The sequence below is a fragment of the Rhodobacter sp. NTK016B genome (assembly GCF_017303295.1).
Classification (GTDB): domain Bacteria; phylum Pseudomonadota; class Alphaproteobacteria; order Rhodobacterales; family Rhodobacteraceae; genus Pararhodobacter.
Map to the genome: position 1 here is coordinate 51,195 of NZ_JAFKOK010000010.1, position 15,257 is coordinate 66,451.

The window sequence follows — 15,257 nt, forward strand, 5'->3', positions numbered from 1 at the left end:
GACGCCGCCTCGATGCGCGGGCCTGAGAGCGCCGCCCGGCACGGCGGGCAAGACAGCCGCAAGACAAGGACCGGACCCATTTCCGCAATGAACCGCGAACACCAACGTTTCGAGCGCCAGCTCAATCGCCTCGGGCGCAGCCTGCCGGGCATGGACGGCCCGATGCGCGGGCTGACAGCGCCCGGTCGCGGCTGGCTGCGCGCGCCTATGGCGGTGTTGTTCATTCTGGGCGGGTTTCTGGGCTTCCTGCCGGTGCTGGGCTTCTGGATGATCCCGGTTGGCATCGCGCTTCTGGCGATCGACATTCCCGGCATCCGGCCCATCGTCGCGCGGTTCCTGATCCGTTTGCAGGTCAGCTGGCGTTACTGGCGCGCGCGGTTGCCCCGCCCGTTCCGGCGCTGATCTATACCAGTTCGCCGCGCAGGATCCCGGCCTCGCCCCGGCTCAGGCATTGCCGCGCCGGCTCTCCGAACCGCGCCAGATCGTCCAACAGCCCCGGCGCCGCCTGTTCCAGCGAACGCGCATGCCAGTTGAGCACGCGCGGATCGGCAAGGCCCGGATGGAAACTTTCGCAGGCCACGCCGTTGGCCGTCAGGATCTCGTGCCGCTCGAGCATCAGGTGGACGTAGCGCACGGCGCTGGCGGTAAAGTCACGCCGGATACCGCGCCCGTCTTCCAGATCGCCCGCCGCGACCAGCACTTCATCCGATTGCAGGCAGCCCGGCGCGCGCAGCAACAAACGATGCGCGGGCGAGACCAGCAGATCGCCGTCCGGTCGCCCGCCCGGCAGCGCGCCCGAGGCGATGCGCACGGGCCGCAGATGCGGATGCAGGTACAGTTCCGCCCCCGACAGCCGCGTCTCGCCGCGCCAGATCACCGGCTGCGCGCCGTTATCGCGGGTCAGAACCCGTTGCCCGGGTTCCAGCGTTTCGACCGACTGCGGGCCGTCGGGCGTGGCGATGGCGGTGCCGGGCAGGAAACAGATCACGCCGCTGCGCCCGGCGCCCTGCCCGCGCGCGGCGCGCTCATCAAGCGTCAGCGCCGCAATCCACAGCGTGGTTTCGGGCGGCGGCAGCATCGGATGAAAGACCACCAGCGACCGATCCCAGACCCGGACCAGCCGCGCGGGGTACAGCCGTTCGCCATCGGTCAGCAGCATCGCGTCGGGGGGCGCCGTACCCGGGACGGCAGCCCCCGCGCTGTCGGGGTCGAAGCCCGCATCCAGCGCGTCCTCGGCCCCGGATCCCGCGCCGCGCCCGGTATCGGCACGCGGCGGAAGATCGGCCAGAGTCAGGCGCCGCAGCCTGCGCCGGGCGCGGCTGCGGGGATTGTCGCGGTCCTGCGGCTTCGAGAGCCACAAAGCGGCGACCCCGGCATCCAGCCGTTGTGCATCGCCGCGCCAGCGCCACGACATGCCGACCGCAAGCATGTCGGGCGCCAAGCCCCATTCCTCGCCAGGCGCGGTCTGCGCCCATTCAACGGCGTAAACGCCGCTGAAGCCGGATACACTGCTCATTGTTTTGCCTGTTTGTTTCCATAACGCTAACAAACGACGAAAAGCGTTTCCAGTTCTTCGTACCGTTTCCGGGGACAGAAGGACGGTTGCCCAGGCAAGTGTTGCACGAGGGACTCAACCTTGCATCAGCGTGCGGCACTCCACGGTCTTTGCCCCGCCTGCGCCTCGGCAGTGACGACGCGCCCGTCGGGCCAAAGCGCCATCGCCCCCGTTCGCCCCAGCGCCCGACGGTCGATCACCCGGCAGCCGCCCGCTGGCGCGGCATCGAGCCGCTGATCGGTGACCACAGTAACGCCGTCACGGCAATGCGCGTCCAGATGCGCGATGCCCCGCCGCCCGGTCAGATGCACCCATTCACGCCCCGCGAAGGAAAACCGCACGCCGCCCGGCACCGGCTGCATTCCGGCCCTGGCCGCCCCCACCTCTTGTGATGCGGCGTCACCATCGGCCTCAAGCCAATTGCGCGCGACAAAGCCCGCCCCGCGCGCCCGGCTCAGCGCGCGGCCATCGGGCGTCATCAGACCGACCAGCGCGCCCCCGCCCTCGATCATCAGGGGCGGACGGTCCGAAGCGGTCCAGAAAGCCAGCGCGCCCAGCACCGCCACAGCCCCCGCCACACGCGCCCGCCCCGGCCACAGGATCAGCCACAGCGCGCCCAGCGTCAGCGCCGGGATCACCCACAGGGGCGGCGCGGGCACCATGGTGACAGCCCCGTCGCGTCCGCCGACCGTTTCCGCCACAAACAGGATCCAGCGCGTGCCCTGCTGCATCAGCCACAGGGCGATCCCTTCCAGCCCGACGGGCCATAAAAGCGCCGCCAGCACCGCCGCCGGCATCACCAACGCCCCCATCAGCGGCACGCTGACGATATTGGCCAGCAGCCCATAATCGACCACGCGGTGGAACTGCGCAGCGGCATAGGGGGCGGTTGCGACGCCCGCGACCAGCGAGCACAGCGCCGCGCCCGACACCGCTACAAGAACGCGCCGCCAGCCCCGGGCGCGCGGGCGCGGCTCTCCCTGCCGCCGGTCGCGCAGCCAGCGGAACACGGCGACCAGCGCCACGGTGGCGGCAAAGGACATGTGGAACCCGACCGACAACAACGCCTCGGGGCGCCAGATCAGCACGATGACGGCGGCCACCGCGACCGAGCGCATCGAGATCGCCCGCCGCTCGACCAGCACGGCGATCAGCATCACCGCCGCCATGATAAAGGCGCGCTGGGTGGCCACATTGCCCCCCGACAGAGCCAGATAAGCCAGCGCCGCCATCAGCGCGCCCAAGGCCGCCAGCTTGCGGATCGGCCAGCGCAGGGCCAGCACCGGGATCAGCGCCATGCCGCCGCGCAAAGCGGCTAAGACCACGCCGGTCAGCAACCCCATATGGAGGCCGGAAATCGCCAGAAGATGCGACAGGTTCGAGCGGCGCAGATCCTCGAGCGTGTCCTGCCCCACGCCCGAACGGTCCCCGGTCAGGATCGCCGCGACGAAACCGCCCGCCTCTCCGGGCAGGCGAGCGCGGATGCCCTGCGCCAGCCGATAGCGCAGGCGGGTCAGCGCCAGGGCGCGGCCCGGATCCTCGACCGCCAGCACCGGATTGCGGGTATAGCCGACCGCGCCCAGACCATCGAACCAAGCGAGCCTGCGAAACGAGAAGCCACCGGGCTCGACCGGGCCGCCGGGCGGGGCAAGGAACCCGGTCAGCACGACGACAGTACCCGCGACAGGGTCAAGATCCGGCTCGCCATGGATCGACACGCGCACCCGCTCGGGCACGCGGTCGGGGGGCATCTCGGGCAGCACAACGCGGTCCAACGTCAGCCGCAACGCGTCCGAGGCCGACCGATCCACCGCGACGATCCGACCCTCGACCGGACCATAGCGCGGCCAGCCCAGAACCGGCGCGACGACCACCTGCGTGCGCAAGGCCGCCACCAGTCCGCCCAACGCCACCAGCGCGAGCGCCCAGCACAGCGGCCGCAAACCGCCCGGCGCCAGCCAGCCCAGGCCCAATCCGGCCAACGAAAACGCGGCCAGCGCGATCAGGAAACCGGGCTCGGGTTCGGAGGGCGCGGCGAAATACAGCCCGATCCCCAGCCCCAGAGCAACCGGCACGAAGGGGAAAAGCGCCCCGCGCGCAGAGAGCAACGCGTCGTTCAGCGCCGCCCAGAAAGCCCAGCGCTGCAAGGGTGCGCCGGGCTTGTGACCCTGCGGCAAGGGCGCGAGTTCGTCCTCCAGACCCGCATGGCTCGACACTTGTTCTCGCCCCTGTCATTGCCTAGAGCTTCGGCAAGTTTAAATCCCTCGTGGTTTCCGAAAGGTTAACACCTGATGACTACCCCCCCGACAGGCTCTGCCATCGTCACCCGTTTCGCCCCCTCGCCCACCGGCTTTCTGCATATCGGCGGCGCGCGCACCGCATTGTTTAACTGGCTCTACGCGCGCGGGCGCGGAGGCCGGTTCCTGCTGCGCATCGAGGATACCGACCGCGCCCGCTCGACCCCCGAAGCTACGGCTGCGATCCTGTCGGGTCTGACTTGGCTGGGGCTCGACTGGGACGGCGAGGCGGTCAGCCAACACGCGCAGGCCCCCCGCCATGCCGAGGTCGCGCTGGAAATGCTGGCGCGCGGGCACGCTTACAAATGCTTCTCGACGCAAGACGAGATCGAAGCCTTTCGCGAGGCCGCGCGCGCCGAGAACCGGTCGACCCTGTTCCAGTCGCCGTGGCGCGACGCCGATCCCGCAACGCATCCCGACGCGCCCTATGTCGTACGACTGAAAGCCCCGCGCGAGGGCGAGACGGTGATCGAGGACGCCGTGCAGGGCCGCGTGGTGTTCCGCAACGATCAGCTCGATGACATGGTTTGTTTACGTTCCGACGGTACGCCCACTTACATGCTCGCCGTGGTGGTCGATGACCACGACATGGGCGTGACGCATGTGATCCGGGGGGATGACCATCTGAATAACGCGGCGCGACAGATGCAGGTCTATCAGGCGATGGGCTGGGACGTACCGGTCTTCGCGCATATCCCGCTGATCCATGGCGAGGACGGCAAGAAGCTGTCCAAACGCCACGGCGCGCTGGGGGTCGAGGATTACCAGAAGATGGGCTATCCCGCCGCCGCGATCCGCAACTATCTGACCCGTCTGGGCTGGAGCCATGGCGACGACGAATTCTTCACCGATGCTCAGGCGGTCGAGTGGTTCGATCTGGGCGGGATCGGCAAGGCACCGGCGCGGCTGGACCTGAAAAAACTCGACCATCTGACGGCGCAGCATTTCACCGCGATGGACGATGCCGCAGTGCTGCACGAACTCGATGCCTTTCTGGCCGCAACCGGGGCAGAACCGCTGACCCAGCGGCAACGCCCGCTGGTGCTGGCTTCGATGTCGCAGCTCAAGGACAAAGCGCGCAACTTCGGTCAAATCATTGAACGCGCTCACTTTGTTCTGACGGAACGGCCGATCGAACCGGATCAGAAATCGGCCAAGGCGCTCGATCCGGTATCCCGTAGTATACTGGAAGAATTGACGCCGCATCTGCAAAATGCTAGCTGGGAACGCGAGAGACTCGAAGCCATTGTAACCGAACTCGCGGCGCAACACGGCCTGGGACTCGGCAAGATCGCGCAACCGCTTCGCGCCGCTCTTGCCGGGCGGACCGTGTCACCAAGCGTGTTCGACATGATGGTGGTGCTGGGTCGAGACGAATCCCTTGCACGGATCCAGGATGCGGCAAAGGGGCAATAAGCCGCCGCGCTGCCATCGGCAGCCCGGCTCAACCGGACAATAACAAAAGGGGACCTCGATGGCCGACACCAAGGGAAGCGCGAAACTCACGTTTGGCGACAAGTCGATCGATCTGCCGATGCATTCACCGACCGTCGGACCGGACGTCGTGGACATCCGCAAGCTCTACGCGCAGGGCGATGTCTTCACCTACGATCCGGGCTTCACCTCGACGGCGGCGTGCTCCTCGACCATCACCTATATTGACGGCGACAAGGGTGAATTGCTGTATCGTGGTTACCCGATCGAGCAACTCGCTGACAAGTCGCACCATCTCGAGGTCTGCTACCTGCTTCTGTACGGAGAGCTGCCCTCGGCCCAGCAGATGGTCGATTTCGAGACCCGCGTGACCCGTCACACGATGGTCCACGAGCAGATGCACAACTTCTTCCGCGGCTTCCGCCGTGACGCGCATCCGATGGCGACCATGGTCGGCGTGGTCGGCGCGATGTCGGCCTTCTACCACGATTCGACCGATATCGCCGATCCGTGGCAGCGCGAAGTCGCGGCGATCCGCATGGTCGCCAAGATCCCGACGATCGCCGCCATGGCCTACAAATACTCGATCGGCCAGCCCTTCGTGTATCCGAAGAACTCGCTCGATTACGCTGGCAACTTCCTGAACATGTGCTTCTCGGTCCCCGCCGAGGATTACGTGGTCGACCCGATCCTTGCCAAGGCGATGGACCGGATCATGATGCTGCATGCCGATCACGAGCAGAACGCCTCGACCTCGACCGTGCGTCTGGCGGGCTCGTCGGGCGCCAACCCCTTCGCCTGCGTCGCCGCCGGCATCGCCTGCCTCTGGGGCCCCGCCCATGGCGGCGCGAACCAGGCGTGCCTGGAAATGCTGCGCGAAATCGGCACCGTCGACCGGATCCCCGAATTCATCGCCCGCGCCAAAGACAAGGACGATCCCTTCCGCCTGATGGGCTTCGGTCACCGGGTCTACAAGAACTTCGACCCGCGCGCGAAGGTGATGAAGGAATCCGCCGACGAGGTCCTGGGCCTTCTGGGCATCGAGGATAACGAGACGCTGGCCGTCGCCAAGGAACTCGAGCGGATCGCGCTGGAAGACGAGTATTTCGTCTCGAAAAAGCTCTATCCGAACGTCGATTTCTATTCGGGCATCATCCTCGAGGCGATGGGCTTCCCGACCTCGATGTTCACGCCGATCTTCGCGCTGTCGCGCGCGGTAGGCTGGATCGCCCAGTGGAAAGAGATGATCGGCGATCCCGAGCAAAAGATCGGCCGCCCGCGTCAGCTCTACACCGGCGCGCCCCGCCGCGACTATGTCGAGGTCGAGGGCCGCTGAGCGCCCTTCGCTGTCTGAACACCGAAACGCCGCCCCGAGGGGCGGCGTTTTCCGTTTCCGCGGCCCCTGTCCGCGCCGCCCCTTCGCTTTCATTCTGCCCAAAATACTCACGCGACTCAGCCCGCCCCGGACCGCCGGCGGGACAGGGCGGCGCGCGCGCAAGCGGGGTGGGTGGGCGGGAGCGCCGCGCGCGCGCCCTCCCCGCTCAGCTTTCCAGCGGTTCGATCAGTTCGGGACCGTCGGCACGGTTGGAATTGACCGCCATACCGACACGCCGGAAGGCCAGCACGCCCTCTTCAGGCGCCACCATGGCCTTTGCCGCGCCATGGCCCTTCTCACCCAGCCACAACGCCCAGTCCTCGGGCTTCAGCAGCACCGGCACCCGTTCGTGCAGCGTCGCCATCTGGCCCTGCGCTTCGGTGGTGACGATAGCGCAACTGGCCACGCGGGCACCTTCTGGCCCATCCCAGCTTTGCCAGATCCCGGCAAAGACCATCGGCGCGGCGTCGGCGCGGGTGATGTACCACGGCAACCGCGTCTCGCCCTCGCGCGTCCATTCGAAAAAGCCCGAGGCCGGGATCAGGCAACGCCGCCGGCGCGAGGCTTCACGGAACGCGCTTTTCTCGGCAATGGTTTCCGAGCGCGCGTTGAACAGAAGCGGCCCGTCGGTAGGGGTCTTGTACCAATGCGGGATGAAGCCCCAGCGCATCGGCCCGTAGCGCCGGTGGCCCTCGGCAGAGATAACCACCGAAACCGGTTGCGTGGGACAGATATTGTAACGCGGCACCGGCGGCAGGTCGTTGGCCGGCACCGCGTCGAACAGCTGTGTCATCGCGTCATCGGGCAGTGTCATGGCAAAGCGTCCGCACATCGTGCGACAGGGACACTGCTAGCGCCATCAGGTCAACCCCCGTTTGGGCTAAAGAGAGCGCCTACAACCGCCAAACGAACGCGCGAAAATGCACGCACAACCCGGGGTTTAACCCTGCACGCAATCTGCAACAGTCTGTGTCATGTTGCGAAGCAAATCGCGATACAGCATCGGCCCCGGTTGCAGCGTCACACCGGCCGGATCCAGCGGCGCCCCCAGCCGCATTTCGGTCCCTTCGATCACCACGCGGGCGAAATCGTCGGCGTGATTGGCTTCGGGAAACAGGCAGACCACGCCCTCTTCCTGCAGCTCGGCCCTGAGCGCCGACAGGCGCGCCGCGCCCGGCGCGGTCGCATCGCCGCCGGTAATCGTGGCAACGATATTCAGATCGAAGGTCTCGGCGAAATAGCCGTAGGCATCGTGGAACATCACAAGGCCCCGCCCCGAGGCCGGCGCAAGCTCCAGCGCCAGTTCGGCCTGCAGCGACAGCGTCGTGTCGATCGCCGCCTGTGCATTGGCCTCGTAGACCATAGCGTTTTCGGGATCGAGCCCGCCCAGCGTCTCGGCAATCGTCTCGAGCCAGATCACCGCGTTACCGGGATCGAGCCACAGATGCGGATCGAGGCCCGAATGCACGTGGTCATGCCCGTCATGGTCATGATCGTCGTGGTCGTGGCTTTCGTGGTCGTGGTCTTCATGCCCATGCTCATCATGATCATGATCATCATGATCATGCGCGTCGTGATCATGCTCATGGTCGTGATCGTGGTCGTGATCCGCGGCGTCCTCGCCGAACTCCCGCAGATGCAGGCCCTCCACCTCGGACAGCGTCAGCACCGCGCCCGAGGCCAGCGTCTCAAGCGGCTCGTCCAGCCACGGCGTCAGGCCACCACCGATCCAGACCACCAGATCGGCGCCCGACAGCGCGCGCGCCTGCGACGGGCGGAACTGCATGTGATGGGGGTCGCCGCCCCGGTCGAGCAGCATCTCGGGCTGCCCCAACTCGCCCATGACCTGCGCCACCAGCGACTGGGTGACGGGGGTATCGGCCAGCACGCGCGGCACCTCGGCGAAAGCCGGGGTCGAGATCAGCGAAAGGGCAATAAGGGATCGCATCATGGGTCTTGGCTCTGTCGTCAGGAATGTTATACTGTTACCTGTTATAATATAACAAATATCAGTGCAAGGCCCCCTCCTCCATGCCCGAGCCGAAATCCGAGCCGCAAGCCGATCCGACTGCTGCCTTTGAGCCGCATGATCACCACCAATGCGTCGATGCCACGCTTGAACGCGCCGATGAAATGGTGCGCGCGCGCGGTCTGCGGCTGACGCCGGTACGCCGCCGGACGCTGGAAATCCTGCTGGAACGGCACGGCGCGATGGGGGCTTATGACGTGCTGCAACGGCTTTCGGACGAAGGGTTCGGCCATCAGCCGCCGGTCGCCTATCGCGCGCTGGATTTCCTTGTCGAGAACGGCCTCGCCCACCGCATCCGGCGCCTTAACGCCTTTACCGCCTGCAACCATCCCGGCGAGACGCACCACGCGGCTTTCCTGATCTGCAGGGGCTGTGACACGGTGGCCGAGATCCCCGCCGACCCGTTGCGCGAGGCGCTCGACCGGGGCGGCGCCGGCCTGGGCTTTCATATCGAGCGCGCGACGATCGAGGCCGTGGGCCTGTGCACCGCCTGCAGTGCAGAGGCGGCCCAATGAATGCCCTGATCGAGGCGCACGGCCTCTCCGTCGCCTATGGCCCCGCCGCGCCGGTGCTGACACATGTCGATTTCACCCTGAACCCGGGCGAGATCGTCACCATCGTCGGGCCCAACGGCTCGGGCAAATCTACGCTCTTGCGCGCGCTTCTGGGCATGGTCCCGGCCGCCGAGGGCAAGGTGACGCGCGCGCCGGGACTGCGCGTGGGCTATGTGCCGCAGAAACTGCATCTCGACGCCAATCTGCCGCTCTCGGTCGAGCGCTTCCTGCGGCTAACGCGCAGACTTGATGCCGACACGGTGGCGCATCTGCTCTCGCGCGTCGGCGCACCGGGGCTTGAGACGCGTGCGATGGCGACGCTGTCGGGTGGCCAGATGCAGCGCGTCATGCTGGCCCGCGCGCTGGCTGGCGATCCGCAGCTTCTGGTGCTGGACGAACCCACGCAGGGACTCGATCAGCCCGGCACCGCTGCCTTCTACCGCCTGATCGAGACGGTCCGCCGAGAACTGGGCTGCGCCGTTCTCAGTGTCAGTCACGACCTGCATGTGGTGATGAGCGCGTCGGACCGCGTTGTCTGCCTCAACGGCCATGTCTGCTGCGAGGGCACGCCCTCGGTCGTGTCGAACGCACCCGAATACCGCGCGCTGTTCGGGCTGGGCACGCAGGGCGCCTTTGCGCTCTATCAGCACCACCACGATCACGGCGCCGATCACCCCGACCACCCCCACGACCACGAGACCTGCGACCATGATCATTGACGCCTTCCTGCTGCGCGCGCTGGCGGCAGGGCTGATGGCCGCGCTGGCCGCAGCCCCGCTTGGCTGTTTCGTGGTCTGGCGGCGCATGGCCTATTTCGGCGACGCCACCGCGCATGCGGCCATTCTGGGCGTCGCGCTGGCGCTCGGCTTCGATCTGTCGATCTTCGTGGGCACGCTGGTCACGGCCTTTGGCATGGCGCTGTTCGTGAGCGTCCTGTCCGGGCGCGGCTGGGCCATGGACACCACGCTGGGCGTGCTGGCGCATTCCGCGCTGGCGCTGGGGCTGGTCGCCGCGTCCTTCCTGACCGGCACGCGCGTCGATCTGACCGCCTTCCTGTTCGGCGACATCCTGACCGTGCGCCCGTCCGAGCTGTGGGGCATGGCGGCGGGCACGCTGGGCGTGCTGGCGCTGATGGCCTGGCGGTGGGAAGCCCTGCTCACCGCCACGATCAGCGAGGATCTGGCCCTGTCGCTGAACATCAAGCCCGAGCGCGAGCGCCTGATCCTGACGCTGGCGCTGGCGCTGGCCGTAGCGGTGTCGCTGAAAGTGGTGGGCGCGCTTCTGATCGGCGCGCTGCTGGTCGTGCCGCCCGCCACCGCCCGCGTCTTCGCCCGCTCGCCCGAGCGGATGGCCATCGGCGCCGTCATCGTCGCCGCGCTGGCCGTGGTGGCGGGGCTGGGCGCCTCGCTTACCTGGGACACGCCGGCGGGGCCGTCGATCGTGGTGGCGGCGGCCACGCTTTTTGTCGCGGCCCTGAGCGTCGGCGGCCTCTCGTCAGACCGGCGGGCGCGTTAAAGCGCCGCCTCGATCTCGGCCACCAGCCCCGTGACGATGTCATCGAGAAGCGCGGGGTCCTCGCATTCGGCCATCACCCGCACCAACGGCTCGGTGCCCGATTTGCGGATCAACAGCCGCCCCTGCCCGTTCAGCCGGGTTTCGGCGGCGCGAATGGCGTCCTTGACGCTGCCCGCCTCCATCGGCGCCTGCCCGGCGGCATAGCGCACGTTCTGCAGCTTTTGCGGCACCGGCTCGAATTGCCGGGTCAGCGTGCTTGCGGGCTGGCCGGTCTCGACCATCGCCAGCAGGAATTGCAGCCCCGCGATCAGCCCGTCGCCGGTCGTCGCGTAATCGGTCATCACGATATGGCCCGATTGCTCGCCGCCAAGGTTCAGCCCCCGGTCCCGCATCCGCTCGACGACATACCGGTCGCCCACCGCCGTGCGCTCCAGCCGCAGCCCCTGCCCCTGCAAGAACCGCTCGAGCCCCAGATTGGACATCACCGTCGCGACCAGCGTGCCGTCGTTCAGACGCTCCTCCATCGCCCAGCGGGCCGCCATCAGCGCCATGATCTGATCGCCATCGGCCACATGCCCGTGTTCGTCGATGATCTGCACCCGGTCGGCATCGCCATCCAGACAGATCCCCAGATCCGCCCCATGCGCCACCACCGTCTCGGCGGCGATCTTGGGATGGGTCGAGCCGACGCCGTCATTGATGTTGAACCCGTCGGGGCTGACACCCACCGGGATCACATCGGCGCCCAGTTCCCACAATACCTCGGGCGCAGCGCGATAGGCGGCACCATGGGCGCAATCGATCACCACTTTCAGCCCGCGCAGACTGGCGCCGCGCGGCAGCGTGGTCTTGGCGTATTCGACATAGCGCCCCAGCCCGTCATCGATCCGCTTCGCGCGCCCGATCTCCAAAGGCGGCGCCAGCGCCATCGTGCCTTCAAGGATCGCCTCAATCTCGGCCTCGGCCTCGTCGGACAGCTTGAACCCGTCGGGGCCGAAGAACTTGATACCGTTATCCGTGGCCGGGTTGTGGCTGGCCGAGATCATGATCCCCAGATCCGCCCGCATCGAGCGGGTGAGGAACCCCACGGCAGGCGTCGGCACCGGCCCAAGCAACAGCACGTTCATCCCCGTCGAGGTCAGCCCGGCGGTCAGCGCGTTCTCCAGCATGTAGCACGACAGCCGCGTGTCCTTGCCGATCACCACCCGATGCACATTGCCCCCGTCGCGGCGGAAATAGCGCCCCGCCGCCGCGCCCAGCTTCAACGCGATCTCGGCGGTCATCGGTGCCGTGTTGGCCTGCCCGCGCACCCCGTCGGTGCCAAAGAACTTGCGGCTCATGCCTCGTCTCCTGTCTGTGTTGTCAGCGCGCGCCACAAGGCCAGCGCCTGCACCGTTTCGGCCACATCATGAACGCGGATGATCTGCGCGCCCTGCCCGGCGGCCCAGAGCGCCACGGCGACCGAACCGGGCATCCGCGCCCCGGCCTCGTCGACGCCCGACACTGTGCCCACGAACCGCTTGCGCGATGCCCCCAGCAGGATCGGCGCGCCCAGCGAATGGAACAGCGACAGGCCCTGCAACAGGCTCAGGTTATGCGTCAGCGTCTTGCCGAACCCGATGCCCGGATCGGTGATGATCCGCGCCGGATCGATCCCTTGCGCGACCGCGTGATCCATGCGCCGCGCCAGCCAGTCATAGACCTCGCGCAGGACATCGTCATAGCGCGGATCGGCCTGCATGGTCTGCGGCGTGCCCTTGGCATGCATCAGGCAGATGGGCACCCCCGCTTCGGCGGTGACCCGTGCCAGATCCGCATCCCATGTCAACGCCGAGACGTCGTTGACGATATCCGCCCCGGCCTCGATCGCGGCCGAGGCCACGCCTGCCTTGCGTGTATCGATAGAAATCGGCGTATCAATCCCGGCGGCACGGATCGCGGCGATCACGGGCGCGGTGCGCGCGATCTCTTCCAGCACCGGCACTTCAGCCGCGCCGGGCCGCGTGCTCTCCCCCCCGATATCGAGGATATCCGCCCCCGCCGTAACCTGCGCCCGCGCCCTCTCGACCGCCGCGGCAACACTGCCCAGCGTGCCGCCATCGCTGAAACTGTCGGGCGTGACGTTGACGATGCCCATTACCAGCGGGCGGTCGGCAGGAAGGCCCGGCAAGACGGGTTTGGCCTTGGCCAGACCAGCGGCATCGGGCGCATCGCCCTGCCACCAGACATGGGCACTGCCCGCCAGCGGCAGGGCACCCTCGGGACGGGGAAGATCGAGACGGGGGACGGGATGGAACGGGACTGTCATGGCATCCTGAGAATCAGATCGCGGCCCGCTTGGCAAGCAAGCCCGCAAAGCCCGCAGCAATGTTACAGCCCCTTCGCGGTTTGCCGCCGATCCGGACAATCATCCGATCATGCGCCCCCGCCCGTTCATTCTGCCCGAAATACTCAAGCCGCCCTGGCGACCCGCGCAACAGCTGTCACGCAACCGCAGCGCCATCACGCGGCGGCCCGGCCAAGCGGAGGCGCCAGCCGGGCCGCCGCCGCCTCGGCCGCGCTTCGTCAGGGGAAGGTTTCTACCGGCACCCGGCTGCCCGCCGGCAGGGACACGCCCCAGGGCACAAGGAACGCCTCGGCCGCCAGCGTCTCGGCCAGCCATTGCGCCAGCGCGGGGCCGTTCGCCGCGTGCCCGATCGGGCCGTCGGGTGCGTCGAGCACCAGTTTCGACGGCGCCCAGACGATGATCTTGCCCTGCCGGATCGCCCAGTCGATCTCGGTCCGGCTTTCGACCACCAGGCACCGCTGATCGCGCGAGGCCAGCGCCCAGGCGTTCTGCTCGATGGCCAGCAGATCGATGCGGCGCTGCACGGCGGTGATGCCGACGCTCGGCGGACGCGCCTCGGGCAGGCCCACGCAGATCACCACCGGCGCGCCGCGCGCGGCCAGCCGGTCGATACGGTCGCTGAAATCCTGCGCGGCGATGGCGGCGTTATCCATATAGACCACGACCGGATGTAAAGCCGCATCCTCGGCCTGGTTCTGCACCGGCACCGCAGCGCGGGTGCGCACGATCTCAACGCCCAGCTTGAAGGGCCCGCGGTCAAGCTTTTCGACCCGCACGAAGGCGCGCATCGCACGGGGATGGGCGAGGATGCGTTCGGCCACATGTTCAGACAGGGTTTCCAGCAGGTTGAGCCGCCCCGCCGACAATTCGTCGGCGATCGCCTCGGTAATCGTGTCATAGGACATGATGCGGTCGACATCGTCGTCGATTGGCCCCGTTTGCGGACGCACCTCGACCACGACGTTGAACATCAGCCGCTGGGTATGGCCGCGCTCGGTCTGGAAAGCGCCGATCTCGGCCTCGACGGCGTAATCTCGCAACGAGATCCGGTCGCGCGGATCGACCGAGGCGGTGGCTTCGGCACGCTCTTCGGGATGGGCGAAGGCAAGATGGATATCGGTGCTCATGCTCAGAGCCTCCGGTCAGCGGCTGGGACGGGTTCGTTGCCCCGCCTTACCCCGGCGCGGCGAGGATGCACAGCCCGAACCCGGCATCATGGCGCCCATGCGCGACCCCGCGCGTTTCCGATAGACGCAACAGCGTCCCGAAAGCGGGAAGACGCCCGGCACAGGCCCCTATTAAAGCCGGTCTCAGTTGAAAGTCAGCCGCAGCGGTTCGCGGTAAAACAGGTGCGAGCCGTATTGCGCCGTGCGGTGAAAGCTCGACGCCCAGCGCGGACGCACGCCGGTGGTGTGGAAATGCGTGGCGCCATCCGTCAGTTCGCGCGGTGAACCCGACATCATCACCTGCGCGATGGCATTGGCCATGCGCCGCGCGCTTGGCTCGGTCATCGCGCGCGAGCGACCGTTGCAGGCATACGAGAACTGGCAGGCATTCAGGCGGCTGGCATTCTGATGCACGACGCCGCAGACGCTGTTGGGATAGGCGGGAAGATCGACGCGGTTCAGGATCACCTCGGCCACCGCGAATTGCCCGTAGACATCCTCGCCGCGCGCTTCGTGATAGATCGCCTCGGCCAGACAGCTGGTTTCGGTATCGGCCGATTGTGGCATGGTCATGAGATAGGACGCATCGTAGCGCATGATCGCGGTCGGATCATCAAGCGGCGTCGTCGCCCGCGTCACCAACGAGGTCGAGACCCCGCGCATCGCCTCGCGCTCGGCGCTGAAGGCCAGAGCCAGCGATTGTTCGAGCGGCAATTCGGCCGCCGCCTGATGCGAAGTAAGCGCCAGTATCGAGGCCAGCCCAAGGGCCGCCAACCTGCTCACCGTTCCCATACCGTCCATCCTCTGTCAGCCACAGGCAGCACGAAGGCTTTGCCAGCGACGTCCGGTGTGCCGCCTCAACAGAGCGGCCTCTTATCGAATTACGGGATGGCGATCCGGCCCGGTTCCCCCCTGGACCACAAGGCATCCCGGACCGAGAGATACCTCAAAACGCGTCGCAAGTCCACAAATCGCAAGGGTTTTC

The 15,257-nt window shown here is 67.3% G+C and carries 14 protein-coding genes; 6 read left to right on the forward strand and 8 right to left on the reverse strand.

The features are described from left to right. Positions 1-87 precede the first annotated feature (87 nt). Positions 88-402 (forward strand): tryptophan synthase subunit beta, encoded by a 315-nt coding sequence (locus JI664_RS14005; RefSeq protein ID WP_207014382.1) that lies wholly within the window; start codon positions 88-90, stop codon positions 400-402. Position 403: 1 nt separating this feature from the next. Here the strand turns inward: JI664_RS14005 and JI664_RS14010 are convergent, their stop codons facing one another. Continuing rightward, a complete protein-coding gene (locus JI664_RS14010; protein WP_207014383.1) occupies positions 404-1,516 on the reverse strand; it encodes a Hint domain-containing protein in 1,113 nt (370 codons plus the stop codon). Positions 1,517-1,641: 125 nt separating this feature from the next. Next, positions 1,642-3,771 carry a ComEC/Rec2 family competence protein gene (locus tag JI664_RS14015; protein ID WP_349768729.1) on the reverse strand — a complete coding sequence of 710 codons (2,130 nt, stop codon included), beginning with the start codon at positions 3,769-3,771 and terminating at the stop codon, positions 1,642-1,644. A 75-nt stretch (positions 3,772-3,846) separates the two neighbouring features. On the opposite strand from JI664_RS14015, the gene gltX reads away from it, so the two are divergent. Together gltX and gltA are read left to right on the forward strand one after the other, a co-directional pair. Beyond that, positions 3,847-5,268 carry a glutamate--tRNA ligase gene (gltX, locus tag JI664_RS14020; RefSeq protein ID WP_207014384.1) on the forward strand — a complete coding sequence of 474 codons (1,422 nt, stop codon included), beginning with the start codon at positions 3,847-3,849 and terminating at the stop codon, positions 5,266-5,268. A gap of 58 nt (positions 5,269-5,326) precedes the next feature. Beyond that, a complete protein-coding gene (gene gltA, locus JI664_RS14025; RefSeq protein ID WP_207014385.1) occupies positions 5,327-6,622 on the forward strand; it encodes a citrate synthase in 1,296 nt (431 codons plus the stop codon). A 205-nt stretch (positions 6,623-6,827) separates the two neighbouring features. Here gltA and JI664_RS14030 read toward each other — a convergent pair whose 3' ends face one another. Beyond that, the gene (locus tag JI664_RS14030) at positions 6,828-7,493 is read right to left on the reverse strand and encodes an SOS response-associated peptidase (RefSeq protein WP_207014386.1); all 666 of its coding nucleotides are present in this window, start codon (positions 7,491-7,493) and stop codon (positions 6,828-6,830) included. A 108-nt stretch (positions 7,494-7,601) separates the two neighbouring features. Then, entirely contained in the window at positions 7,602-8,612 is a 1,011-nt protein-coding gene (locus JI664_RS14035; protein WP_349768730.1) for a zinc ABC transporter substrate-binding protein, read from the reverse strand. Positions 8,613-8,692: 80 nt separating this feature from the next. Here JI664_RS14035 and JI664_RS14040 point away from each other — a divergent pair, with 80 nt between their 5' ends. Genes JI664_RS14040 through JI664_RS14050 form a run of 3 tightly spaced genes read left to right on the forward strand, consistent with a single transcriptional unit; the run spans position 8,693 to position 10,759 of the window. Further along, a complete protein-coding gene (locus tag JI664_RS14040; RefSeq protein ID WP_207014387.1) occupies positions 8,693-9,205 on the forward strand; it encodes a Fur family transcriptional regulator in 513 nt (170 codons plus the stop codon). Further along, positions 9,202-9,963 (forward strand): metal ABC transporter ATP-binding protein, encoded by a 762-nt coding sequence (locus JI664_RS14045; protein ID WP_207014388.1) that lies wholly within the window; start codon positions 9,202-9,204, stop codon positions 9,961-9,963. The genes JI664_RS14040 and JI664_RS14045 overlap by 4 nt, the downstream gene beginning before the upstream one ends. Further along, a complete protein-coding gene (locus JI664_RS14050) occupies positions 9,956-10,759 on the forward strand; it encodes a metal ABC transporter permease (RefSeq protein WP_207014537.1) in 804 nt (267 codons plus the stop codon). The genes JI664_RS14045 and JI664_RS14050 overlap by 8 nt, the downstream gene beginning before the upstream one ends. Here the strand turns inward: JI664_RS14050 and glmM are convergent. From glmM to JI664_RS14070, 4 genes are all read right to left on the reverse strand, one after another. Beyond that, entirely contained in the window at positions 10,756-12,099 is a 1,344-nt protein-coding gene (gene glmM, locus JI664_RS14055) for a phosphoglucosamine mutase (RefSeq protein ID WP_207014389.1), read from the reverse strand. The two genes, JI664_RS14050 and glmM, sit on opposite strands and share 4 nt — an antisense overlap. Next, positions 12,096-13,067 (reverse strand): dihydropteroate synthase, encoded by a 972-nt coding sequence (folP, locus tag JI664_RS14060; protein ID WP_207014390.1) that lies wholly within the window; start codon positions 13,065-13,067, stop codon positions 12,096-12,098. Before folP ends, glmM begins: the two co-directional genes overlap by 4 nt. 257 nt (positions 13,068-13,324) lie before the next feature. Next, entirely contained in the window at positions 13,325-14,233 is a 909-nt protein-coding gene (locus tag JI664_RS14065; protein WP_207014391.1) for a dihydroneopterin aldolase, read from the reverse strand. Between the two features lie 183 nt (positions 14,234-14,416). Continuing rightward, positions 14,417-15,064, reverse strand: a complete 648-nt coding sequence (locus JI664_RS14070; RefSeq protein ID WP_286174100.1) for a cell wall hydrolase — start codon at positions 15,062-15,064, stop codon at positions 14,417-14,419. Positions 15,065-15,257 lie beyond the last annotated feature (193 nt).